Here is a 24637-nt window from a genome sequence, read left to right as displayed (position 1 = left end):
TTTTCAGATTAATAAGTAAGCAAAAAAATCTGGGTTCGGTTCTCTCGAAAAACTTGATTCATTCTTCCGAACAAAACTATTTAAGATGGCTGTGTTTGTGAGCGAGTGAATTCCTTGATAAGAAGATCGCGTTTACTTTGAGCTTTGCGTGGTGTCGGCAAGAAAGAGGACGCGATCGCTCCACCGTAAAGCACAATGTAAATCAGCCAAAAATTGACATTCAGCTTGAGACACCACAAAAAGATCCAGATATAAGCACTGGGAAAAAGCATCCCTACGGCAGCTAAGGGAAGCCACTTGAAAGATTGAGTTGTTTGCTTTTTCATGGTCTACTCCTTGATTATTTGGCGTTTCCATCAAGTTGTTCTATTTCACTCCAGGGTTTTGGAAGCGGAAGTTGTTCTTCTGGAAGCTTGCCTGTGCGTAACCAGTGGTGCAGGTTTGGGGGTGACTGTGCCTGATCGAGGTGCGATCGCAACTCCTCACCCTCCAGAATCTCTTTTTGCAACAGGGTTTGTGCTGTTTCTTCCAACAAGTCTCGATTGTGTTGCAGAATCTGCAAAGCCATCTGATGAGCGCCGTCGATGATCTTCTTCACTTGACGATCAATCTCCTCCGCTACCTTAGGACTCACGGAACGACGGGGATTGCTGTAGCCTTCTAAAAACTGTTGCTGGACTTTCTCAAAAGCGATTGGGCCCAGTTCATTGCTCATACCATAGAGGGTAACAGCACGTTCTGCCAGATCGGTTGCCTTTTGAATATCATCGCTGGCTCCAGTAGACACCTCGCCAAAGACCAGTTCCTCAGCCGAACGTCCACCCAACAGGGTAGCAATGCGACCGCGAAGTTCGCTTTCAATCATCAAAAAGCGGTCTTCCTCTGGCAACTGAACCGTATAGCCCAATGCACCCACACCACGAGGTACGATCGAGATTTTTTCCACCTTACCCGCACCAGGCATTAATGCACCGACGATCGCATGTCCAACTTCGTGATAGGCAACGGTCTTCTTCTCGATTTCATTTAAAACACGAGATTTTTTCTCCAAACCAGCCACCACGCGTTCAATCGCTTCATTGAAATCTGCCATTGTCACAGCGTTGCGATTTTGACGCGCTGCCAACAGTGCTGCCTCGTTGACCAAATTTGCCAGGTCTGCACCGGCAAATCCGGGCGTTCGGATCGCGATTTTCTCCAGATCAACGTCCTCTGCTAATTTGACGTTGCGGGCATGAACTTTCAGAATGGCTTCTCGCCCAATTTTGTCGGGGCGATCGACCACCACCTGTCGGTCAAACCGACCAGGACGCCGCAGAGCTGGATCTAGGATCTCCGGACGGTTTGTGGCAGCTAAGATAATTACGCCCGTATTGGCATCAAACCCATCCATTTCAGTTAGTAACTGGTTGAGAGTCTGCTCGCGTTCGTCATTGCCACCAATGAACGGGCCATTGCCACCGCGAGATTTACCCAGGGCATCTAGTTCATCGATAAACACAATGCAGGGCGCTTGTTGTTTGGCTTGCTCGAACAAATCACGCACCCGTGCTGCACCCACCCCAACAAAAAGTTCAATAAACTCTGAACCCGAAATACTGAAGAATGGAACGCCTGCTTCTCCGGCAACAGCTTTGGCGAGGAGGGTTTTTCCTGTACCAGGCGGCCCCACCAGTAAAACACCCTTGGGAATTTTAGCTCCTAAACGAATGTAGCGATCAGCGTGCTTGAGAAAGTCTACAATTTCCTGAAGTTCTGCTTTAGCTTCATCTACCCCCGCGACATCATCAAACTTCACGCCTGTAACGCCCTCTGAATAAATTCGCGCTTTGCTCTTACCCACGGTGAGGGCAGCAGGCCCCGCTCCTTGAGCGCGGCTGAACAACCAAGCCCAAATACCAAAGAAAATTAGCGGTGGCACTACCCAACTGAGTACTGTACCAATCCAGCCCGTGTTGTTTGGTGGTGGAGCAGCAAATTCCACATTGTGTTCCCGCAAAATCTTGGGTAAGTCGAGATCCAGGGCAACGGGTGTAGTTTCTAAGATAATCGGAGCCTGATTTTCAGCACCTGGTTTGGATTTCAGCATATACTGAATCCGGTTAGGACTGACGATCGCTCGCGCCACCTGCCCATTCTCTACTTGTTCAATGAAAGTGCTGTAGGGAACCTCTGGCAGACGGGGACGCAACGCTGGTAAGAGAAGGGCAACAGTGCAGTTACGAAAATGATCAGGCTGTTGCCAAACTGTCTTGGTTTTGGATTCTTTTGCGAACGTTGAGTCTCAGTTTCAACAGGCATAGACACCTACCTTAATCTAGCTTGAAAATAAGGCAGATGGCAGATGGCAGATGGCAGATGGCAGATGGCAGATGGCAGATGGCAGATGGCAGATGGCAGATGGCAGATGGCAGATGGCAGATGGCAGATGGCAGATGGCAGATGGCAGATGGCAGATGGCAGATGGCAGATGGCAGATGGCAGATGGCAGATGGCAGATGGTAGAAGGCAGATGGCAGAAGGGGTAAAAATTTTCATGTTTGGTTGTGCCAAAACAGCAGCGTGATTGACTGTCTTGAAAATAGGGAACTCTTAACTCTTAACTCTTAACAGGAAACAGGGAAAAGGAATTAACTTAACAGCAAACCCATAATCCATCTGTGTTCATCTGTGTACCCTGCCTTAAGCCGATGGGCGCGTCTACGTTATATTTTTCTCTCGTTTTGGGCAATTGCCCGTGGGGTTATAGCTTGAAAATAAGGCAGCTATACTAGGGGCAGTCCCAATGAAACAAGTTTCACACCCAAAGATGAAACAGACCTTTTCCCCTATACTCCTATACCCTTACACCCCTACACCCTCTTGCAACTCAGAAGGGAAAGATAAACTTTCATTTCTTTGTTGTGAACTCTATTCGTGAGATACTCGGTCAACCGATTTTGGATTTTGGATTTTGGATTTTGGATTAAAACTTATTGATTAATAGATTCTGGTAGGGTCCGTTATGGACACGGCGTCTTAACGCACCATCATTCCATGATGCGTTAGCCTACAGCATAACACATCCTACAAAACTGTTATACCAATTTTGGATTTTGGATTTTGGATTTTAGATTTTGGATTGACCCCATAGACAAATCTGGGGGCTTGTACCATCAAGGAATAATTGGTCAAATTTGGTTTTGTTATTATAACTAGTTAAGTCTTGACTATCACACTTTAATTAATTACAAAACTTCTCGAAGCTATCGGGTGGGAGAACCGCCATATCCTCCGTTCGGGAAACACTACTTCAAGCAAACTCAGAGTTTCAAAATTGTTTGCTATCTATATTGAGTAGAGCAGCTACAACAAAAATCTAGCCTGCATTTCAAGATTGAAGTTAGATGCTTGTGCTGCTCAATCTATATTGCCATTACAAACTCTACAGACGCTGAAAATTGATTGTAAAGGAGGCTAACCGTATGAGAATAATGCGTTGGCAACCTTTTGACCTGAATTGGCAACCGTTTGAGCGAATGGAATCGCTGCGTCGTCAGCTTGATCAAATTTTTGACGAGGTTACGGGTACATCTACAGAGCGTGAAGCTACCTGGTATCCTGCCATTGAGTTAATGGATACCTCTGATAGCCTGGTGTTGCGTGTTCAACTTCCTGGTATAGATCGCAACCACCTTAATATTCAAGCGACGCGAGATGCCGTACTGATTGAGGGTGAGCATCCTTATCCACAGCAATCTGAAGACAGTCAGTGGCTCCGCTCAGAGTTTGCCTATGGTAAATTCCGTCGGCTGATTGCCTTACCTGTTGCGATCGAACCTGATCGCGTACATGCTGAGTTTCAGGATGGTATTCTGACCCTTACTCTACTTAAAACTGAACAAGAACGTCGTCGGGTTGTGAAGGTGAACTTAGGCGAATTGTCAGGTTCAGCCTCGACTGCTACCCTGGAAGCCGCTAGCGAAACTGTGCCAAACGGAAACAATCACAGCAGCTAATTGAACGCTGAAGGCTCCTCAGGGTTAGGGAGGAGCCTTTTCACCCCTTATATCAATTTTGGATTTTAGATTTTGCGAAAAGTTTGTAGACACGAAGTGGCTTCCCGTAAGGGTGCGGAGGTTTCCTCCGTACTCTAACCTTGAAGCCGCTACCTGCACCAAGCCCTCCGGGTACTCTACCCTACGCTCACGCCTTACGGCGTACGAGAAGCCGAGCTTCGCCCGTCTACGGGGGTTCGCATACCCTTACCTTAAGCCCATGAGCGCGTCTACGTGACCCAAAGCCCAGCCACTGCGGTGGACTCTTCTCCCGCCATAAAGGAGCCACTGCGCCCTTGGGGGTTCCAACAGTTGTAGCAGGTGGCGTCATGTGGCGTCCAAGACTGCGACCCCCTCACCGCTTCTTTGTCTACGCGTCTACGCGTCTACAAAGAAGCGTCCCGGAGGGAACCTCAAAGCTTTTCAAGACGGATTTTGGATTAAAAGTCTTTATTACAAGGTTCTGTAATTTCAAACAATGCTACCTATCCTAATTTGGTATTAACTGATTTTCATGTCCGCTTGAGGATTTATCATTCTGAGGCACCAAACGCAGAGACATTGTTGATGTAGCTAAAATGAGGCTCCATGAGCCAGCTAGTGAAGTACTCACTGCCTGGCTCTTTTTCAATCCAAAAAAACGAGTGCTATCAAGCACCACGCCTAGAACTCCCAATTACCCATTCCAAGCGTAAGGTTTAAATTCTTTATCAAGTGGCGTTTGAGCAATGTGATTAGTGTAGTTATGGATAACTTTCACAGCAATGCCGAGAATCACCTCTAGAACTTGCTGTTTTGTGTAACCAGCTTTTATAAATGTCTCGATTTCTTCGTCAGTTACCCAACCACGAGCTTGCACCATTCGCTGGGTAAAGTGACGAAGTGCCTCTAGTTTTGGATCTTGTAGGGGTTCACCATTTCGCATCGCATCTATATCTTTGGTGGACATGCCAACTCTTAAGTAGACAATTTTGTCTACACGATGATAAATCAATGGCACAAGAGACTAACCAAATCTACAATCGCATTCTGGAAACTGCTTCCGAGCTTTTTTACCAAAAGGGGATTCAGCACGTTGGGATTAATGAGGTGATAGCGGCTTCAGACGTTGCCAAACGGACGTTTTATAAGTACTTTCCTTCCAAAGATCAACTCATTTTGGAAGTGATGCGCGATCGCGAAAAGAAGTGGTTGCAGTGGTTTCACAAGGCTGTTGAGGAGCGAGGAAACACAGCTAAACAAAAGCTACTCGCAACCTTTGATGTGCTGGGGGAGTGGTATGCTCAACCAGATTTTCGGGGTTGTCCATTCATTAATGCAGTCCTAGAAATTGCCGATGCCAATCATCCAGCGCATAATATTTCTGTCTCGTTGCGTGAGGCAATCCGTACTCATATTATGCAACTAGCAATAGAAGCAGAAATTCCTAATCCAGAAGCATTCTCTCAACAGTACTTGCTGTTAATTGGTGGTGCTAGTTTAATGGCAACGATTGAAGGAACTCCAGCAGGAGCAAAATATGCGCGTCAGGCTTTATCTATTCTGATTGATGGGAGTTAGTGAATGTGAAGTACTCGTGAAAATCTCATCCGTTTGGCTCATGCCAATGGCAAGTGATTGGGCTAACTTTCTTGAAGAGAGTAGTTTCATCAGGCATCTTTTTAGCAGTATCGAAACGGAGATCATACTCTGAAGTGAGATATTTTGCTGTAACATTCGCCACAGACATTTGGTGTGATTAACGTAAAATTTAGCATTAATAACCTCACGTATATCTCGCATATCTACAGTTCATTATCTACCTACCTTTTTGGTTGGTAGAATTATATGAAATTGAATTCATTACTTATTGCTTGTCATCATGAGCGGAGCATAGAAGGCAATAGGCACTCTTGCAATAGGCAATAGGAAAGAATATGGTAATACTTAAGCTCAAAATGTACGGAATTTTTTCAAAAATAAAATAGGAGTTCTATATCTTGAGATTTGCTTGATAAATTAACTTTAGAGCAAAGAATTGATTGGATATAGGAACAAAATAATAATTAATTGAATAATTTCCCATTAAATCAGTAAATTTAGGGCTATATGAAAGAGAAAAAAAACGGCTATTTTATTATTCAAGCGGTTTGTAGAGAGGAAACCCGCTTTATAAGGTAGCCAAAGGATGAACAACTGGATTGTAAAGTTAACAGTCTATATATTATTATTTTATAACTTGTTGTTTGGAACTAATTATGCTTTTGCTAACCAAGCTGCAAATACTTATGTAGCGCAGTCCAATAATCTACCAGGAATTGAACAATTAGCAACTGCTGAATATCGTTTTAAAGAGAATAGAAAGGAAGATTTATGGCGATATCGCGAGGCTATCAAAGGAACGGACAAATTAGAGGGACTTTTCACCATTTATCGTGGTGAAGAAGATAGCAAAATTTACTTAGAACTGAAACCTGAACAACTCAATAAAAATTATCTTTGTACAGTAACATTGGAATCTGGTATTGGGGAAAGCGGTATTTATAGTGGATTACCTCTGCAAGATTTCCTGTTCTACTTCCGGCGAGTAAATAATCGTTTACATTTTGTTGTTCGTAATGTCAAGTTCCGTACAGAACAAGATGAGCCAGAATTGCGATCGCTTGCTCGTTCATTTAGCGACTCTGTTCTTTATGCCCTCGAAATTGACAGTATCGATCCGTATAGCAAAAATATTCTTATTAATCTAAATCACCTGTTGATGCAGGATTTTCCGGGATTAACTTCCTTATTGAAATATTATTTGCGGGCTGATTATCGCCTGGAAGAAAATACGTCATATTTTGGCGATGTTGGCAGCTTTCCTTTCAACTTGGAGATTGAATCTGTTTACAGCTTTTCATCACCAGAAGGAGCATATTTAGTCACATTACCAGATAGCAGGGCGCTGACTCTAAAAGTACACTACAGTTTTTCCCAGCTACCTGAAAACAACGGTTACATCCCCAGACTTGCTGATGACAGAGTAGGATATTTTATTACTGCCTTCCAGGATTTTTCTAAGAATAATGGCAAAGAGCCATTTGTACGTTACATTAATCGCTGGCATCTGGAACCATCTGACCCCAACGCACCTTTGTCTCCACCGAAAAAGCCGATTGTATTTTGGATTGAAAATGCTGTGCCATTGGAGTATCGCGACGCCATTCGTGAAGGCGTCTTGATGTGGAATCAAGCATTTGCCAAAGCCGGATTCCAAAATGCCATTGAAGTCCGACAAATGCCAGATGATGCTGATTGGCATCCAGCAGATGTGCGTTACAACACGATTCGCTGGTTCAATTCTTTGGATGCAGGTTTTGCTAGAGGGCCAGCTCGCGTTAATCCTCTGACTGGGGAAATATTGGATGCAGATATTATTGTCGATGCCAACATGGTGCGATCGATTCAGCAAGAATATCGCGCTTTGATAGCAGAAAAAGTAGGTGCAGAACATTTAGGTGATTGTGGCGTCATGCCAAATTCCCAATTCCCAATTCAGAATTCTGATTCTGACATCTGCTATGGTGCGGAATTTTCCGATCAAGCAGCGATGGGGGCGCTAGCATTATCACTGTTGCAAAACGCTACACCAACAAGTGATGAGATGAAAGAATATGTGCATCAATATATACGTTCTCTCATTGCTCACGAAGTCGGACACACACTGGGTTTGCGCCACAACTTTCATGGCAGCACTATGTTAGCACCTCAAGAATTAAACAACACTGAGGTTACTCACACCAAGGGTTTGGTGGGTTCAGTGATGGATTATCTGCCTGTGAATATAGCACCTCAGGGAACACAGCAAGGCGACTATTTTCCCGCAGTTGTTGGCCCTTACGACGAATGGGCAATTGAGTATGGTTATAAACCTCACCCAGATTTTTCAGTAGAAGCAATGATGCCGGAAGCGGAAAAGCCTTTTTTGGAAAAGATTGCTTTGGCGTCTCCCCAACCAGAATTATCTTACGCAACCGATGAAGATATCTGGGATATCAATCCTCTAGCGAATGTCTGGGACATGAGTAGTGATGTGCTAGTTTATTCCCAATGGCAAATGGATAATGCCCGTGCGATGTGGCAACGTCTTGATCTGCATTACCCGTTGAGAGGAGAAAGTTATAGTGACCTACGCGTATTGTTTAGCAGCATTCTGAGATATTATTTTCGTAACGCTTCTTTGTTGACTCAATATATAGCTGGGCAGTCATTCGGGCGTCATCATGCTGATGAAAGTATGCGCCCCAGTTTTGTACCAGTTTCTTTAGAACAGCAACGTCAGGTATTAGCGAAGTTGCAGGAGTATGTATTTGCTGAAGATGCTTTTAGTTTTCCACCACAATTGTTGAATCAGCTAGCACCTTCGCGTTGGCAACACTGGGGTAACTTTATACCGGTATCCCGCCTTGATTATCCAATTCATGAACGTATTCAGCGTTTTCAAGCTGTAATATTAAGATCACTCTTAGATAGCGATCGCCTCAATCGTCTCCGGGATATAGAATTTAAAACACCGCCTGGACAAGCGCTTTCCATGCCAGTATTATTCAGTACTCTACAAGAAGATATTTGGACAGAAGTTGTAAATACCAAAGAACCAAAACCAATTTCTAGCCTTCGCCGTTCTTTGCAACGGGAACACCTAAATATTTTACTCGATATGGTGTTGCGTACCACAGATGTACCAGAGGACGCGCGGACACTAGCTTGGTTTGAATTACGGCAATTACGCAAAGCCATTGATGCTGGTCTCAAACACCAAAATGAAAACCTTGATATTTATACACAAGCTCACCTGGAAGAAACGAGCGATCGCATTACCAAAGCATTAAACGCAGGATTGCTTTCAAGATAAAGGAGCAAGGGAAGGGGGTGGGGAGATGGGGAGAGTAAACCAATGCGACTAATGATTAACCAATAATCAATAGACATCGACAGAATTTAATTATGTGTTACCCAAAATCCTTGTAGAGACGTGCCATGGCACGTCTCTACACTATTTGTCGGAGAAGTATAATAACCACTAACAGGCAAAAACCAATCTTAAGTTAGCACCTTAAAACCTTTATCTTTACTGGAACATTTCAGAAGCTGATCAGAAACTGAAATTATCAGCAGTGTAGTTATCTGTTGCTTTGAAAGCAGTGGCACTGGCGGCAAATGCCACCTGTGATGAATGGAACAAACAAGTCAAGTCCTCTTCCCTTCTGCCCTCAGCATAGCTGCCTTCTGCTTTCTTTTCCAAGAACTTATTCAAAATAATTGGGGGACTCAGCCCATGACTGACACTATTATTAATCCTATTGAGCGTCCTCAAGTGACGCAACAACTTTCAGAAAACGTCATCCTCACAACCGTAGATGATCTCTACAACTGGGCAAAAATGTCCAGTTTGTATCCAATGATGTTTGGCACAGCTTGCTGCTTCATGGAGTTTATGGCTGCTTACGCTTCTCGCTTTGATATGGAGAGATATGGCATGATTCCCCGTGCTACTCCCCGACAGGCAGACCTATTGATCACCGCAGGCACAATTACAATGAAATATGCCCCAAACTTAGTACGACTCTACGAGCAAATGGCAGAACCAAAGTATGTCATTGCGATGGGTGCTTGCACAATTACCGGTGGTATGTTCAGCGCCGATTCCCCGAGTGCAGTTCGCGGTGTAGATAAATTAATTCCAGTTGATGTTTACATCCCAGGATGCCCGCCTAGACCGGAAGCAGTCATAGATGCAATTATTAAACTGCGTAAGAAAATCGCTAACGAAAGTATTCAAGAACGGCAGATTAGCCAACAAACTCACCGCTACTACAGCATTTCTCACCAAATGAAAGTAGTATCTCCTATCCTAGATGGGCAATATCTCAGAAGTCCAGATCGACAGGTGCCATCCCAGGAAATTACTCAAGCAACAGGCTTGCCATTGCCTTTGACACTACCAGAAGTTACAGCCAATGAGTTATGAAGCTTAAAGCTTGACAATACTTGGTGACTTTGTGCCTTGGTGGTAAAAAATCTTGAACCACCAAGACACAAAGACACAAAGACTTTTCATATGTTCTGTTGTCTACTTGCATAGTAAAACTATGGTGCAAAAAGAAAAAAGGGATGCATCTGAATTATTTTATACTTTTTTCTCTTTAATCAAACCCCGCCAGATTAAGCCTCTTAATGAGTCTGCTTATATGATTGATCAATGGCAATCTCATGTGTTACCTCATGGTTGCATTGAAGAACTGGCGCAAAACCTTTGGCATGTTACTGGTATTTTTCCTGCTGCTGTAGCGCCTCGGGAAATGGTGCTGTACAAATTACCAGATTCCACTCTTCTCATTCACAGTGCGATCGCGTTAAATCAACAGTGATTTCGGTAGCACACGGTGAACCGATAACAGTTGATTGTTCTCAAAGATTGCGCGAGGCAGCTGCAAGGCTGTTGTAGGTATGGAAAAACTATATTAAGATTTTCTGTACAATTGCGATCGCTTCACTTACACTCTCAACCACATGAACATTTTCGGGCGATAGTTTTTTAAAGAAAATTTTGCTTTCTGCATCGTTATTTAATAAAATTACTTGTTTATTTGCTTTCAAAGCTAGCGCCACTTCTGAAACTGTTCCTGCACCCATTCCACAGGCAATGATTACATCCGAGGAAAGAACGTTAATATTATTGCGAGCATTGCCCATATCAGTAAAAATAGCAATATCTACGGCTTCAGAAATATCTTTTTGATGATCAGTTGGTAAGATGCCAATTGTTAAGCCATTGGCAGATTTTGCACCCTTATTGACCGCATCCATGACTCCAGATTTTCTACCACCCGTGAGTAAGATCCATCCTTGTTGAGCGATTAATTCCCCCAGTCTATAAGCATGTTGTACATCGACTTCTGTTGCTTTGTCTCCAGGTCCCATTACCCCAACAATTTTTTTCCTCATTACTAGCTGTCTATGTAATTTTCCTGGCTGATTATTAAAACACAATTATCATAATCTAAATTGAGTTAGATTTGGGGGCGATCGCATATGGAATGAATATTTAGAGTAATGATTGAATTGGGAGACCAAATCCTAAAGAATTCCTCATGATTAAAAATAAAGCTAGTACACCGATAAAAAAAGCAGTAGTTTGCATATCTTGAATAAAACAAGAAAGTTTTTCCCGCCAGAGTCCATAGAGATTAACTATATATAAAGGTAAATCACTAAATGCAATAACAATAATTGCTCCTAATACGCTGAAGCTTTGATAAGCTAAAGGTACACCCAAAGCTATGATTCCAAATCTAGCAAAATTACTCTGGGCGGAATACAGCGGTTTCCCAATTGCTAACAAAGCAGGACTAGTAGTATAAAATAGCAAAGAAAACCAGATACCACTACACAAAATAGGCATCATCCAAGTAGCTGTTGCGTATCTTCGATCATATAAAAATGCAACTAATAAATCTCCAATAGTTATTAATATTGCCAATATAATTGCAGCTCCTAGTAGAATTAATCGCCGTTGAGGCAGAATTTTTTGCCGCAAAGTAGCCCTTGGTAAGTGAGATTGTTGGGAGATTGCAGGAAAAATAACTCTAAAGCTGAGTTGCCTGATCACATCTCGAGGAATACTGGCTAGAGTATACGCTACTGTGTATACACCCAATATTTCAAATGACAATAACTTAGCCAAAACAAGGCGATCTGTTTGTTCAGCAGCAAACATTAATGTTGATGCGATAAACATCCACTTACTAAACGAAAGAATTTCTTTAACTGCTTTTGGTTCCCATGCAAAACGATTAGAATAATTTGGTATTAACCAGTAGCTACTAACCAATTTATAAACTCCTGAAATTACTATTGCAATACCTAAAGACCAGACATTTGGATACAACCAAACCAAGCCTATGAGCGTAGAGAAATAACATACCTGAAAAATAAGTTCATAAATGGAAAGTTTACCCAGTTTCATCTGACGATGCAGAGTGTGTAAACTAGTAGAGTTAAAGCCTTCAATAAATGAAGTAAATACAACGATTGGAATTAACCATAGTAAACGTTGATCATTATAAAAATGGGCTATTGGAAAAGCAAGAATTAGACCAAAAAACCAAATGACTGCACCACGAATTACTTGCAGAGTCCAAATAGTATTTAAAAAAATAGGTTCATCACCTCTTTTGCTATTAACTATATTTTGAGCAACACCTATGTCTGAAAAAAGTTCCAAACCCATTCTTAAGGTATTTACTAATGCCATTAAACCAAAAAATTCTGGTTGTAGTAGGCGAGTCAAAATTAAATTATTGCCAAATCGTAGGATTTGAATACTTCCGAAACCAATAATAGTCCAGATTGCTCCACGAATGGCAAGTTTTTTTATAGATGTCATATTTTCAATAGGAAATACTTAAGTCGGAATATATGCAAAAACTGTACTCTAGAAAAAACTGCTGCACGCACGTCAACAGATGAAACAGCAGAGTCAATTGTGAACTTAATTGCTGGAGGGGTAGGATTTATAATCATTCATAGCAACCCTTTCAAGGTGGATCAAAATTATCGAAAATGAACTCCTCCATAACCTCTTATCTGGTGTGTTCTCTGTACCTCTGTAGTTTATTAAGTTATTAAATAGAGAACACACCAGAGTCACAAAGAGCCTTCACGAGTTACCTTAAAAGGGTTAGTATTCATAGAAATTAGCAACACTTTTCATCACCGACTTGAAACAGAAGTTGTTACTGTTTCATATGCCGTCAGGGAAACTAAATTTTCTGGAACATTGGGGCGAATTGGTTCTACATGTCCTTTCAAAGCACTAGTCATGAGGTGATGCAGTCGTGCAACTTCATAGTGAATGTTAAAATCTGTTTCTACTTTGGCTCTACCTGCTGTGCTAAATCTTGCTCGAAGTAGATGATTACTCAGTAATTTTTCTATACGCTCTGCTAGTATGTTGGGTTCGCCAGGTGGAACAAGGTAGCCATCTACGCCATTTTCTACTAATTCACTGATGCCTGCTATCTGGGTAGCGACAACAGGCACACCAGCTGCCATTGCTTCCATCAATACTACTGGTATTCCTTCTGCAAAGCTAGACATCACAAAAACATCTGTTTGCTGAAAATAGTTGCGTACCTCAGCCTGAGATTTATAGCCAACAAAATTGACGTTTTGAGTTAATCCTAACTCGACACTCAATTGTTCCAACTTTTGACGGTCTGGGCCATCGCCGACAATTGTTAAAATAATATCTGCATGAATTTGTTTTAATAAAGCTAAACTTTCCAGTAATATTGGTAATCCTTTCGCCTCTGCCAGTCGCCCCACAAACAGTAAGCGTTTTCCTGATTCGTTGTGAGAAACCACATCAAACAGCGCTGGATCGATACCGCAATGAATGATATGCATTCGGTTCCACTTTTCAATAGGCGCAAAAATCATGCCCTGACTACGAGCGTAGTAACTTATACAACATACAAATAGCGATCGCTTGATTTTTTCATCCAGCCGCCATTGATAAGCACGCAAGAAGATATACGGCCCATGAAGTGTAAAACTGTACGTAAAACCACCCATCTCGGCAGACAACATGGCAACAGTACCACTAGCTTCGGCAATATGGTTATGCAGATGGTTAATTTGTCTTTTTTTAATTTGTTGAGCCAGAATACCCGCTTCTAAAAAGTAGAAAAATTGATATAAGCCACCCCGCAACCCTGGCTGACTGGTTGTGAATGCCAGTTTGATAGCCTTGAGATATCTTTTGGGGGAAGCCAGCAGTAAACTCAGATGTGCCAAAAGTAAATGGATGGGGTTTGGAGGGAGAATGTAGAAAGTGCGATCGCGTTCTTGTTTCTGTTCTGGTCCAACCATATGTCTATCATCTGTGCGGCGAACGGAGAATGTGTGTACATCCACACCCATTTCTCGCAAGGTTATGACTTCTCTCTGGATATATGTGTCTGTCGCCCTGGGATATTCTCCAGTTAAATAGGCAATACGCATACAATCAACCTCATGGTGATTTTTAGTTATTGGCGAAAATGTAAACAACGCAGAAATAAACGAAGCTTAGACATGCAACAAATCAGCATCGCTACAACTACGTTCTAAGGCAGTAACAAGTGAATACTTTGGTTTCCAGTGCAATACTTGCTGGGCGCGAGTGTTGCTATAGTGTAAAGGCTTGAAGCGGGCGTGTAATCTTGCTGGTATCAGAATGTGAGGTAGTTGCATCTTACCTGCCAAAAGCAATTGATTACACAGCCAAATAGAACGAGCCAGTACACGCATTACCGTCCAGTTGATGGTAATAGTACTAGGTGAACGTGGCATAATTTTTGCCAATGTCTCTGCATACACACTCTGAGTTGGCAAATCATCATCGACGATATTCAGAGTTTGACCAATCGCTTCATCACATTGGGCGGCTGTGACAACCGCTTCTGCACAGTTTTCTACATAAACCAGAGGCATCTGGGCATTAGCACCAATGCGAATCCAGAAGCGATCGCTAACTTTAGCACCCACAAGAGCATTCCACAGATGTCCTCGCCCGTAAATCATCCCAGGGCGGAGAATTGTCACCTTTCCCCTATGTTTTGTCTCAAAAGCACGCACAATCTGTTCTTGCATCAGCTTTGTCTGGGCATAGACATCCCGTACTAGAGGTTCGCACTCAATCGGCGAATCTTCAGTGATAGTTTCACCAGAATTAATTCGCAGGTAATCAAATACTGAAAAGGAACTAATAACCACTAGTCGTAACACCCCTGATACAACCATTGCCTTCAGTAAGTTCTCTGTCACCACCACATTACTGGCATACTGAGTAGCAAAGTCACCCTTTGTTGCACCTGCTATGTGCAGTACCACATTCACACCCTGTAATGCATCAACTAGGCTATCTAACTCTTGTTTCTGTAAATCTATGCGTACCAATTCCAATCCTGGATGATTGCACCAGGGCAGATTTTCATTACTTGTTTGTCTTACGACAGCGCGCACCTGAAATCCACATCGCAGTGCCTCAGCAACGGTATACTGACCAAGGAAACCAGATGCCCCTGTCACAAGTAATTTCATACACACGTACCCTCAGTATTATTGATGAGCTTTCTTTATTCTTCTACCGTCTGCCCTAGAAATGGGTGTGGGGGTGTAAGGGTGTAGGAACATTAATATTTTCATGCTTGGCGGTAAAATTTGTTTCATAAAGACTGCCATCTGCCCTCTGCCCTCTGCCATCTGCCTTATACTCTTACTTTGCCCAAGGCATTGGTTCAATAGACTCAAATGTAGTAGTCAATTTATAAGAAGAACCTGTATCTAAGGAATTTTGAATCGCCAGTACAATTTCATTGTTATGCAAACAAAACTCAGGCGACAATCGGCAAGGTCGCTTTTCAACCATTGCAGCTGCCATATCTGCCACACCTCGACAGAAATCCATACGCTGAGCGCCTTTATGCCCAAGGTAGGGAGTAGGCTTCACCAAGGGATAATTTTGCTTCCAAATACCTTCTAGTCTCTTGCGGCGAATATTGATACTGCGCCGGATATATACTGGCGCTCCATAATACCAAGAATCATGAATGCCAAGTATACCCGTATCACCGATAATCCTTAAAGAGTGGTCATGGGGTGCAACAATACTACAAGTTAATCTGGCAACGACACCCGAGGCAAACTTGATGCAAGCTACAGAAAAGTCTGGAGCTTTCACATCTAATGGTACATCAGTTTGTTTATCGGGAATCAGACAGGATGAAAAAGCAGTAACTGATTGTGCAGGCCCAAAGTATGCAGTCAGCCATGTCACATAGTAGCCAGCGTGTTCTAAAGTACAACCAACTTCAAACTCATCTTTATAAGGCCAAGGAGTACCGGATTCACTCACCCATTTTTTGTAAGGCATGAGGTGGACTAGTCCATCATCCATTTCAGCATAGACAAGTCGAACTGTGCCAATCTGATTTTCTCGCAGTGCTTTCCAAATTGTCTGAGCGGTTTCACTTAACAAACTGCATGGCGCCGAGGAAAGATATAAACCCTGGTGTTGGGCTAATTTGACTAATTCCTCAGCTTGCCACATCTGCATTGCTAGAGGTTTTTCAGAATAAACGTGTTTACCAGCTTTTAAACAAGCTTGAGAAACACAATAGTGACTGCTGGGATTAGTTAAATTTAAGACGATATCAACTTCTTCATCATCAAGAAGTTCTGTTAGGGAACTATATACACGAGGAATAGCATAATATGCAGCCAACTTGTAGGCACGCTCACTGATGCGATCCATTACCCCTACTATCCGTAATTGCGGATGAAGTGAAAGTGTTTTCAGGTAATAATCTGCCACATAGCCACAGCCAACAATCGCAATGGATCTTCTATATTGCTCATCAACACTCAGAGAATTGGAATTGAGCTTGGCTTCCCTCGGTTTGCTGACAAAATTGGTCAAAGTCTTAACCAACATTAAAACGCTCCTTTGTACTCGACTATAGTTGGCTGTCGTTTGAATAACTTGAATAAGTAAAATTGGCTCTGACCAATTAGTTGAGGGTACTTACCTAAAACACAAAATAAGCCGTAAGCGATCGCATCTTTTGGAGCAAAACCTTTACACCTTGTATACCTGTATGCTCGGTAGGCAGAGAAAAGATTGGCTAGTAGTAGTAAAATTATACTTAACCCATGAGTTGGGAAGAAAGTAGCGATCGCCAACACAGGCAAAACCAAACTCCATACCCAAATCCGCAAACTTTCTTTTAGCCAATGCCGTTCGGGACTGCGACCGTGTAGCCAAGCACCTTCTGCATAACCATAACCACTGCGAACTGAGCGTTTCCACCACTGACCAAAACGAGTCATTTGCCCATCATGCCATGTCATGTCTGCATCGACACGTAGAATCTTGCCACCAGCTTGTCGCAGGCGCACACACAGTTCTGGTTCCTCACCTGCAATCAATGATGGGTTGAAACCTCCTACCTTTTTAAAGGCTCCTACCCTGATCATGGAATCACCACCGCAGGCTTTAGCCTCACCCACAGGAGTATTCCATTCAATATCCAACAGGCGGTTGTAGATAGAGTTTTCTGCAAATTCCTCCCGACGACGACCACAGACCACCACAACTTCTGGATTAGTATCTAATTCAGATGCTGCTCTTTCTAACCATCCCTCGACAATCCAACAATCTCCATCTACAAACTGCACATATTCAACTTCTGGCTTGACTTGCAATAAATACTCAAATCCAGCACTTCTAGCACGACCTGCGGTAAAGGGAATAGATAAATCAAGTTCCACAACATGAACGCCAAGAAAATGAGCCAACGCCACACTCGCATCTGTTGATCCAGAATCAACATAGACCACAGTTATCCCTTTTGCAATGACTGATAGTAAGCATTGGTGAAGACGCTTTCCTTCGTTACGTCCAATAACAACAACTCCAATTAAATGCAAATTTGTACCTCCTATAATTAATGAACCGCCAAGAGTCAAAACACAAAACGAAGTAGCTCCCATTAACACTCTGCGTTCCTTTGCGGAAACCTCTGCGCTCCTCTGCGTTTAATCAAATACTTGAAAAGCTACCAATTTTCATTTCTTTTGCGATTGTTTTAATAAAGCTGATTGCGGAGGGTGAAATACTAATGTGTGATACTGACTTTTGTTACTAAGAGTAAAAGCGATCGTCATAAACAAGACCCAATAAATATTAGGTAAATATAATAAACAACTCTCTGTAATATTATTGATAATCAAAAATATCAAATATGCCAAAGGCCAAATTTCTTCAGGTTTATTACTAGCATATCCAAACTTTAGAGCTTTAGCAAAAGTCCTGAAATAACAAATGAAAAATAACAATAAACCAATTACCCCAACATCAAGTGCCGTATCAATAAAGCCATTATGACCGTGAGGTGGAACCCAGCCAGTACCAATTGCTTGGGTTGCTTCAAATGCGTAATTACTTTTAGGAGCCCAAAATGCACCACGTCCATAACCTAAGAATGGTCTTTCCATTAATCGATTTAATGCTACCTCCCAAATAATTGTCCTGCCTGTGATAGTTGGATCTCTGCCTAAACCAGTAATTAGTTCTACCCAATAAGTAAAAACTAGTAAAGAAATACATCCTAAAAATAGAATTGTCAGATCGAGAAAAATAACGCTAACTTTTCCTTGCCACCGAAAATTTTTATAGAAAGTGATGATTAATAAGAGTAGAAAAGAGAGAACTAAAGAAGTTCTAGAAGTTGATAACAATATAAAAAATAAAGATAAAGCAAAACCACCCCATCTGTATATTAGTAAGCTATCTTTAGATAAAGATAAAAAAGCTAATGAACTTAAAACCATCAAGCTACCAAGATAATTTTTATGTCCGTATACCCCTTTCCAGGCTCCTGGATGATCTACCCAGTGTCTACCAATACCAGGAAATGCATATACAAAAATGAAGCTCAGAAACATACCTATTAATAGAGTATAGGTAATAATTTTGATTTGCTCTTTAAAGCTAAATCTGATAGCAAAATATAAAGCAAAAGTGGTCATCATCCAGATATCTCTAGCATTAAGTAAGGTGTAGTCTGGAAGTTCTGACCAGATAAATGAAAAATAAGCTAATACCGATAATATAAAAAGAATTTTGTTACGATTGATGATCGCGATCGCATCCTGCCAAACCAGAACAACTAAAAAAGTAAATATCCCCCAAAGCGAGAATCTGATAAATGAGACAAAGATTTCAGGTAGAACTGTACCCATTGATTCAGGGCTAAATATCCCTGAGAAAAAGCTTAACGCCAAAATAATCAACCCTTTCTCAGCGAATTTGAGATATTTTACGATAATTTTTTGATGTATCATATCATTTCGCTTAAAAACTTGTATTATTTGTTGAGGTCGGTAATCGGTAATCGGTAATTGGTCATTAGTCATTAGTCATTGGTTATTAGTCAGTGGTCATTGATTAATAATTACTAGTTGTTACAAAAGACAAAGGACAAAAGACAAACGACAAATGACGACCCCAACTTGTACCAGACGTGCCATGGCACGTCTCTATATTTGTGCCAACTTAATTATGAGACTTTGTCTCTTTCAGTACGAATCCACAGGCTTTGAGGCTGAACTAAAAAATTAAAATACACAGGAATCTTCCAAAAAATATAGAAAGGAATCGTTAAAAGCTCGTGTAAAGGTAAATCTTGATAGGCGAATTTACTCCAAGCTATAAAGATTGACATCAAGACACACAATCCAGAACAGATAACCATAATTACTGGTATCCATACTCCTGTAAGTACTCCAAAAAGTAGAGAACAGGTCATCAATACTGACCAAATCATGACTAGCAGAGATAGAGGCGGTACGCATAAATCTAGAGCGCTGGCCAACAAATCCAGCCTTTTTTGATTGACTGCTTCTTGCAGCAAAAGGGGAACGTAAGTCTGCATAATTTGCAAATGACCGTGTTCCCAGCGAGTTCTTTGAGTTTTGGCTGCTTGTAACTGCTGTGGTAAATAGCCAGTAACTTTTGCTTCTAGACAAAATAGTGGTTTGTGTCCTGCAATCGTCAAATCCAAGCCTAGTTTTAAGTCTTCGACAATGTGACCACTTGCGAGATTGACTGAGCGAATGACTGACCAGGGGAAAGCCATGCCTGTACCATACAACAAGCAAGGCATTCCTAAGCGAGTTGAACCCAAAGGACGAACTAAGTTTTTGATGATGATCGAAAATTGGGAAACAAGGTCTTTCGATGACTGAGAGTTTTTCTGTCTCAGCATTAAATAAGTAGCTTGTACTGGTCGATTTGTGGCGATCGCACATTCACTCAGTTGAGCGATCGCACCCGGATACACTGTACAATCGGCATCGATAATCACAACTACGTCTGGTGGTTCAAACTCTATAAACCGTAAGCCGTAGTCTAGAGCGTATCCTTTACCTTTACAGATGGAGTCGTGGCGTTCAATCACTGTAGCACCTAGACTACGCGCAATCTCAGCTGTCGCATCACTACAATTGTCGGCAATCACAATCAAACGGTCTTGTGCTTTTAACGCAGGCATGAGTTTTTCCAGCGTCGAACGAATCACAACTTCTTCATTGTGTGCTGGCACTAACACAGTAACTTGAGTATCTTGCCATTGATGGGTGCGATGCCAAGAAGCGATTGGTAACAAAGCAGCAGTACATTCAACTAGAAAAAATAGGCAGATAATCAATAAAACTAAAGTGCTGATTAACAGAACAACACTACTAGACACAGCCAAAAGCTGACTAATTGACATGACACTGCTACCTCTATGAGTGAGTGATATCTGTCTTGAAAATGGGTATAAAAATGTAAGGGTGTGGGGGTGTAGGACGAGTCAAATTTTCATTCCTTCGTTGTGGGCATAATTGCCCGTGGAGGTCTTGCACCAATGTCAGTAAGCCTCAAATCAGGATTAAAGGAATTAAAAAATCCTTTACCCTTTTCCCTTCTGCCCTCTCTGCTTTCTACTTAATAATCTTTGCCGGAATACCAACTGCCGTTGCTCCTGCTGGGACATCGCATAAAACCACAGCATTAGCACCGATTCTGGCATAGTCACCAATGGTGACATTGCCTAATATTTTTGCACCAGCACCAACTTCAACTCCTTTACCCAATCTAGGCGCATCATAGGGACGATCTGGGTAACGACTTCCGAGAGTAACTCCTTGGCAAATTTGGCAGTCATCATCAATGGAGGCGTAGGCGTTGATGATGATTGTTCCTTGATGGTGAATAACCACACGACGACCAAGCTTGACTGTGTAAAGTAGTTCAATTCCGTAGTGATTGCGAATTCTGCGATATAGCATTAGATAGAGAATGCTAAAAGGTATTTGTAAGAGTTTGGGTTTGATTTTCTTACGCCAAACTCCAAAACGGTGAATAGCTACACTGCGGAACCCAGGTAGAGTCCAATCACGCCCGTGGGCGATCCAGTCTTCTTTGATTTGTTGCCAGAGACTTAAACTCGTGTCTTCTGCTGGTTGTTTATTGGTTATCCAGTCTACTTGAACACTCATTGTTTCGGTAATTGGTAATAGTTCTCAATCTGAAAGTTGACAATAGAGGGCTGTGCGATTGGGCTGTATGAAGCGACTAATTTCTGTGCGGAGGATATGCAAGAAACTAGTTGTGACATGAGCGGGGATGCGTTGTGTAGCAATAAATCCAGCTTGTTCACACATTTTTTTCAATGTCACAGGGGTAAAAGCATTGATATGTTCAAGGGGGTGAACAGCATGAAATTCTGAAAAATTTTGAGGTTGACTAATTCCTCGACAGTCAGGAACTTCGACGATTAAAATTCCTTTGTCAGCAATTGTGGTTGCTATTTTGCGTAAGGTTGCCAGTGGGTCTTCGAGATGTTCTAATACTTGAAACAGTGCCACAGCATGTACTTTATTGATCTGAGCAGATTCTAGAGCTTCCAAATTGTTGAAAACAGAGATACCCATTTTTGCTGCTCGTTCGCTACGCCTTCTGCTGAAATCTATTCCATAGACATCAAAACCAAAAAACTTTGCTAAACAGAGGAAGTATCCATCACCACAACCATAATCTAGAATGCGAAATTGTTCTGTTGTATGTGGTTCTACTAGTTTTTTGACGCGCAACAGATGCTTGATAGATTGTCGCCCACGTTCAAACAGAGTATCTCGCTTATTACCTGTTTGATAGTGTGCTTCCATATGTTCGATTTGGAGATCATTAATCCACTCGTCATACAGCTTGTTTAATCCTTGGGGTGTGAGAATCCGTTGATGGAAAATCATGCCACAGTTTTCACAACGCACCAAAGAAAAGGTTTCTTCTGCCAGCAACGGTACTACATCTTTGCTGTAGTGACATCTGTTAAGAAAAGAACGAGTAGGTTCATCAGTAAATTTTCCTTGCCACAAGGGATGAAGATTAGAGGAACCACAGCTGATACAATGCGATCGCTCTCTAAATACAAGCTTTTCGTTAGAGAACTGTTCTAAACGGTTCTTGTTTATGGTCATGTTGATAAAGTTCCGATTGGAAAAATATAGTTTGTTTCTCTCGGAAGCCACCCTTTGTCTAGTCTTTTTTATCTGCAATCAAATTCCTATTTCAGTTTTTGCGGTACTCTCTCCAAGTCTGCGGTACTATTTCTATCTCGAAGGCTGGAATAATAAAAGTAACTGCTAGGTTCCTGCTTGGCGTTAACAGCATTAGCAACTATTCCCAAAACATTTGCCTCAGAACGTTCTAGTAGAGACTTAGCAGCAGCAGCACTAGGTGCATCTAAAACACCAGGGCGAGTTACCAGCAAAATCCCATCTGCCATTTTTCCTAAAACTGCGGCATCAGCAATTCCTGCAAGAGGTGGAGTGTCAAATATCACGTAATCATAGTTTTCAGCAAAAATATCTACCAAAGAAGTCATACCTTCAGAATCAATGAGAGCCAAGGGGTTGGGAGGTATGACTCCAGCAGTCAGCACAGCTAAAAACTCTGTAACTTTTTGCACGGCTTGGGACAAGACTCCTTGACCAACCAGGAGGTGGCTTAAACCCACCGAATTGATTAAACCCCATAAATGATGTTGCGTTGGTTTACGCATATCTGCATCAACTAGTAGAACTCGCTTACCTGATTGAGCGATAACCGCAGCTAAATTGGCAGAAACTTCTGATTTTCCTTCGGCAGTTACAGAACTTGTGACTACTATTTTACGAACTTTCCGATGGCTGATAAATTTCAGGTTTGCCTGAAGCATTTGGTAAGCTTCATGAACTACTGTGCGAGGTGAAGTAGTGGCGATAACCTGAGGATAAACACCAGCTTCTATCTCTTGGACACCACTAACAGAATTGTTCGGTTTATATTTGGGAATTAAACCCAACAAAGTGTAACCAAAAAATGTTTCGGTTTCCTTGACTGTTTTCAATGACCTATCGATCAAGTCTACAAAAAATGCAGCAGCAATACTCAGTAATACGCCCGCAAATATACTCCCACCTGCTAACAGTATTTTCGTTTTGGAGATAACTGGCTTTTTCGGAATCTGTGCCGGTTGGACAATTCTAGCATTCCCAATAGTTTGCTTTTCTGCTACCTGAATTTCCTGTAGTCTGGTAACAAGATTTTCATAGCCAGTTTTAGCAGCTTCTAGTCTACGCTCCAAAGCTTGTTGCTTTTTCTCTAAACTTGGCATCATAGCCAATTGTTGTTGATAATTCGCTCGGATATTAGACAAAGTTCGGATTTTTTTCTCTAATCCCTGTCGTTCTGCTTTTAACTCCACATATTTATCAGTCAGTTCTTCCCGAATCTTCCCTATTTGCAATTTCCCCGGAGAAACTATTGGAATTCCTGAATATTCCTGAGTCCGTTGTTGTAATAAAGAATTGAGAGTAGCTTGTTGATTTTTTAAGTCAGTAATTGTTGGATGTACCTCAGTATAAATTGCTCGTGCATTTGCTAATTTAGTTTGAACTTTTTGCAACTCAGTCAAAACTTCTTGAACACCAGGTATTTGACTCAAGGAAGTAACTGTGACTGCCTGATTTTCACTTACATTTAGTTGACTGGCTATCTGTTGTTCTTGGGCACTCACATCCGCTAAGGCAGCCTTAACTTGATTTATTTCTTGATCAAGCTTGGAAATAATATCAATAGCTGCGGTTGATTCTTCTGCAAGCTGAATCACTTTGTTTTGGATTTTAAACTGACGTAATGCTTCAGCTGCCCGTTCTAATTCTTGGCGAGAAGCAGGTAGTTGCTCTTTAATAAATTCACCAGCAGCAGAAACTTGGGCACGGTTAGTTTGAATGTTGTTCTCTACATAAGATTTCATTAACTGATTTACTACTGCTGCTGCTAATTCAGGATCATTTGAGGCGTAAGAAACTCTAAGGACATCTGTGCCTACAATTGGTTTGACGTTGACTTTAAGTAATTCCGGAGCAATGAGTTTGCCTTGTTCATCTTTTAACTGTAAAGAAGTAATTACTTCTTGTAACATTGGATGGGAATTGACAATTACGGCTTGAGTTTCTAGAGGATTACCCTCGCGCATCAAAGCTTCTAAATCCCCTATTTTTTCTCCTACTTTGGTAAGTGATGATGTGCGGTCTGATTTGAAAAGTAGTATACCATCTGCTTGATATTCAGGTTTTTGCATGAATAGAGCTGAACCTGATAAGCCAATAGAAGCAAGAATGATTGCTGCTATCAATCGCCAACGGCGTTTGAGAATAAGCAAGTACTGTTGAATTTCTGCTTCTTGTGTGTAGCTATTAGTCTCCATACAACAAGTTTCCTTGTGGTGGTTGTATACACATGCGGAAAATTGAAAAGATTATTAACAGACAAAACTCAAGAAAAACTTATTAAATAATCTTGTTGGCATTTTTACTAAAACATCAAGTTTTTTGCTGCCAGAAATGATATTTGAGATTACACAATATTAGATTAGATTTTATCTTCGTTTTATATTTATTTCAAGTAGAAAAATTCAAAGAATATTTTATGATAATTGAAA

The 24637-nt window shown here is 41.6% G+C and carries 19 protein-coding genes and 3 pseudogenes; 6 read left to right on the top strand and 16 right to left on the bottom strand.

The window, feature by feature from the left end; all coding sequences use genetic code 11:
* Positions 1-80 precede the first annotated feature (80 nt).
* Both UYI_RS0105270 and ftsH read right to left on the bottom strand, forming a co-directional pair.
* A complete protein-coding gene (locus tag UYI_RS0105270; protein WP_016865632.1) occupies positions 81-326 on the bottom strand; it encodes a hypothetical protein in 246 nt (81 codons plus the stop codon).
* 14 nt (positions 327-340) lie between these two features.
* Positions 341-2301 (bottom strand): annotated as a pseudogene (ftsH, locus tag UYI_RS31990) (ATP-dependent zinc metalloprotease FtsH).
* A 50-nt stretch (positions 2302-2351) separates the two neighbouring features.
* Between ftsH and UYI_RS37535 the strand changes: the two are divergent.
* Both UYI_RS37535 and UYI_RS0105250 read left to right on the top strand, forming a co-directional pair.
* Positions 2352-2528 (top strand): YXWGXW repeat-containing protein, encoded by a 177-nt coding sequence (locus tag UYI_RS37535; protein WP_162140382.1) that lies wholly within the window; start codon positions 2352-2354, stop codon positions 2526-2528.
* A 945-nt stretch (positions 2529-3473) separates the two neighbouring features.
* Positions 3474-3998, top strand: coding sequence for an Hsp20/alpha crystallin family protein (locus tag UYI_RS0105250; RefSeq protein ID WP_016865628.1), 525 nt, complete (start codon positions 3474-3476; stop codon positions 3996-3998).
* A 715-nt stretch (positions 3999-4713) separates the two neighbouring features.
* Here the strand turns inward: UYI_RS0105250 and UYI_RS31985 are convergent.
* On the bottom strand, positions 4714-5037 hold the full coding sequence (locus tag UYI_RS31985) for a carboxymuconolactone decarboxylase family protein (protein ID WP_235147910.1): 324 nt from the start codon (positions 5035-5037) through the stop codon (positions 4714-4716).
* Between UYI_RS31985 and UYI_RS0105240 the strand changes: the two genes are divergently transcribed.
* Together UYI_RS0105240 and UYI_RS0105230 are read left to right on the top strand one after the other, a co-directional pair.
* Positions 5031-5597: a TetR/AcrR family transcriptional regulator gene (locus tag UYI_RS0105240; RefSeq protein WP_016865626.1), complete on the top strand. Its 567-nt coding sequence runs from the start codon at positions 5031-5033 to the stop codon at positions 5595-5597. The genes UYI_RS31985 and UYI_RS0105240 overlap by 7 nt on opposite strands.
* A 607-nt stretch (positions 5598-6204) precedes the next feature.
* Positions 6205-8913, top strand: coding sequence for a zinc-dependent metalloprotease (locus tag UYI_RS0105230; protein WP_016865624.1), 2709 nt, complete (start codon positions 6205-6207; stop codon positions 8911-8913).
* A gap of 240 nt (positions 8914-9153) precedes the next feature.
* On the opposite strand, the gene UYI_RS36500 is transcribed toward UYI_RS0105230, so the two are convergent.
* Positions 9154-9315: a hypothetical protein gene (locus tag UYI_RS36500; protein WP_162140381.1), complete on the bottom strand. Its 162-nt coding sequence runs from the start codon at positions 9313-9315 to the stop codon at positions 9154-9156.
* A gap of 21 nt (positions 9316-9336) precedes the next feature.
* On the opposite strand from UYI_RS36500, the gene nuoB reads away from it, so the two are divergent.
* Positions 9337-10029, top strand: a complete 693-nt coding sequence (nuoB, locus tag UYI_RS0105225) for an NADH-quinone oxidoreductase subunit NuoB (RefSeq protein WP_026085753.1) — start codon at positions 9337-9339, stop codon at positions 10027-10029.
* A gap of 121 nt (positions 10030-10150) precedes the next feature.
* Positions 10151-10429 carry a hypothetical protein gene (locus tag UYI_RS0105220; RefSeq protein WP_016865622.1) on the top strand — a complete coding sequence of 93 codons (279 nt, stop codon included), beginning with the start codon at positions 10151-10153 and terminating at the stop codon, positions 10427-10429.
* A gap of 88 nt (positions 10430-10517) precedes the next feature.
* On the opposite strand, the gene UYI_RS0105215 is transcribed toward UYI_RS0105220, so the two are convergent.
* The 12 genes and pseudogenes from UYI_RS0105215 to UYI_RS40115 form a co-directional block, all read right to left on the bottom strand.
* On the bottom strand, positions 10518-11006 hold the full coding sequence (locus tag UYI_RS0105215; protein WP_016865621.1) for a TIGR00725 family protein: 489 nt from the start codon (positions 11004-11006) through the stop codon (positions 10518-10520).
* A 100-nt stretch (positions 11007-11106) separates the two neighbouring features.
* A complete protein-coding gene (locus UYI_RS0105210) occupies positions 11107-12447 on the bottom strand; it encodes an oligosaccharide flippase family protein (protein ID WP_016865620.1) in 1341 nt (446 codons plus the stop codon).
* A 326-nt stretch (positions 12448-12773) separates the two neighbouring features.
* Positions 12774-14066, bottom strand: a complete 1293-nt coding sequence (locus UYI_RS0105205) for a glycosyltransferase (protein WP_016865619.1) — start codon at positions 14064-14066, stop codon at positions 12774-12776.
* A gap of 66 nt (positions 14067-14132) precedes the next feature.
* Entirely contained in the window at positions 14133-15146 is a 1014-nt protein-coding gene (locus UYI_RS0105200; RefSeq protein ID WP_016865618.1) for an NAD-dependent epimerase/dehydratase family protein, read from the bottom strand.
* A 175-nt stretch (positions 15147-15321) separates the two neighbouring features.
* The gene (locus UYI_RS0105195) at positions 15322-16539 is read right to left on the bottom strand and encodes a Gfo/Idh/MocA family protein (protein WP_016865617.1); all 1218 of its coding nucleotides are present in this window, start codon (positions 16537-16539) and stop codon (positions 15322-15324) included.
* Positions 16539-17534 (bottom strand): glycosyltransferase family 2 protein, encoded by a 996-nt coding sequence (locus UYI_RS0105190; RefSeq protein WP_026085752.1) that lies wholly within the window; start codon positions 17532-17534, stop codon positions 16539-16541. Before UYI_RS0105190 ends, UYI_RS0105195 begins: the two co-directional genes overlap by 1 nt.
* Before the next feature lie 138 nt (positions 17535-17672).
* Complete coding sequence (locus UYI_RS0105185; protein WP_026085751.1) at positions 17673-18950, bottom strand: O-antigen ligase family protein; 1278 nt, start codon at positions 18948-18950, stop codon at positions 17673-17675.
* Positions 18951-19165: 215 nt separating this feature from the next.
* The gene (locus UYI_RS0105180) at positions 19166-20380 is read right to left on the bottom strand and encodes a glycosyltransferase family 2 protein (protein WP_016865614.1); all 1215 of its coding nucleotides are present in this window, start codon (positions 20378-20380) and stop codon (positions 19166-19168) included.
* 211 nt (positions 20381-20591) lie between these two features.
* Positions 20592-21149 carry a serine O-acetyltransferase gene (locus UYI_RS0105175; protein ID WP_016865613.1) on the bottom strand — a complete coding sequence of 186 codons (558 nt, stop codon included), beginning with the start codon at positions 21147-21149 and terminating at the stop codon, positions 20592-20594.
* 24 nt (positions 21150-21173) lie between these two features.
* Positions 21174-22130 (bottom strand): class I SAM-dependent methyltransferase, encoded by a 957-nt coding sequence (locus tag UYI_RS0105170; RefSeq protein WP_016865612.1) that lies wholly within the window; start codon positions 22128-22130, stop codon positions 21174-21176.
* 86 nt (positions 22131-22216) lie between these two features.
* Positions 22217-22870: pseudogene (locus tag UYI_RS40120) on the bottom strand (CpsD/CapB family tyrosine-protein kinase); the annotation flags it as partial.
* A 252-nt stretch (positions 22871-23122) separates the two neighbouring features.
* A pseudogene (locus UYI_RS40115) lies at positions 23123-24403 on the bottom strand (GumC family protein); the annotation flags it as partial.
* Positions 24404-24637: the final 234 nt, after the last annotated feature.

This window comes from Fischerella muscicola PCC 7414, assembly GCF_000317205.1.
Taxonomy (GTDB): Bacteria; Cyanobacteriota; Cyanobacteriia; order Cyanobacteriales; family Nostocaceae; genus Fischerella; species Fischerella muscicola.
Note: the sequence above shows the minus strand (reverse complement) of the source record. Positions and strands in the feature narration are given on the sequence as shown.

What these genes read in the sequence shown, in the direction of transcription:
- UYI_RS0105270 (WP_016865632.1), bottom strand. Translation starts at nt 326, where the DNA reads ATGAAAAAGCAAACAACTCAATCTTTCAAGTGGCTTCCCTTAGCTGCC.
- UYI_RS37535 (WP_162140382.1), top strand. Translation starts at nt 2,352, where the DNA reads ATGGCAGATGGCAGATGGCAGATGGCAGATGGCAGATGGCAGATGGCA.
- UYI_RS0105250 (WP_016865628.1), top strand. Translation starts at nt 3,474, where the DNA reads ATGCGTTGGCAACCTTTTGACCTGAATTGGCAACCGTTTGAGCGAATG.
- UYI_RS0105240 (WP_016865626.1), top strand. Translation starts at nt 5,031, where the DNA reads ATGGCACAAGAGACTAACCAAATCTACAATCGCATTCTGGAAACTGCT.
- UYI_RS0105230 (WP_016865624.1), top strand. Translation starts at nt 6,205, where the DNA reads ATGAACAACTGGATTGTAAAGTTAACAGTCTATATATTATTATTTTAT.
- nuoB (WP_026085753.1), top strand. Translation starts at nt 9,337, where the DNA reads ATGACTGACACTATTATTAATCCTATTGAGCGTCCTCAAGTGACGCAA.
- UYI_RS0105220 (WP_016865622.1), top strand. Translation starts at nt 10,151, where the DNA reads ATGGTGCAAAAAGAAAAAAGGGATGCATCTGAATTATTTTATACTTTT.
- UYI_RS0105215 (WP_016865621.1), bottom strand. Translation starts at nt 11,006, where the DNA reads ATGAGGAAAAAAATTGTTGGGGTAATGGGACCTGGAGACAAAGCAACA.
- UYI_RS0105210 (WP_016865620.1), bottom strand. Translation starts at nt 12,447, where the DNA reads ATGACATCTATAAAAAAACTTGCCATTCGTGGAGCAATCTGGACTATT.
- UYI_RS0105205 (WP_016865619.1), bottom strand. Translation starts at nt 14,066, where the DNA reads ATGCGTATTGCCTATTTAACTGGAGAATATCCCAGGGCGACAGACACA.
- UYI_RS0105200 (WP_016865618.1), bottom strand. Translation starts at nt 15,146, where the DNA reads ATGAAATTACTTGTGACAGGGGCATCTGGTTTCCTTGGTCAGTATACC.
- UYI_RS0105195 (WP_016865617.1), bottom strand. Translation starts at nt 16,539, where the DNA reads ATGTTGGTTAAGACTTTGACCAATTTTGTCAGCAAACCGAGGGAAGCC.
- UYI_RS0105185 (WP_026085751.1), bottom strand. Translation starts at nt 18,950, where the DNA reads ATGATACATCAAAAAATTATCGTAAAATATCTCAAATTCGCTGAGAAA.
- UYI_RS0105180 (WP_016865614.1), bottom strand. Translation starts at nt 20,380, where the DNA reads ATGTCAATTAGTCAGCTTTTGGCTGTGTCTAGTAGTGTTGTTCTGTTA.
- UYI_RS0105175 (WP_016865613.1), bottom strand. Translation starts at nt 21,149, where the DNA reads ATGAGTGTTCAAGTAGACTGGATAACCAATAAACAACCAGCAGAAGAC.
- UYI_RS0105170 (WP_016865612.1), bottom strand. Translation starts at nt 22,130, where the DNA reads ATGACCATAAACAAGAACCGTTTAGAACAGTTCTCTAACGAAAAGCTT.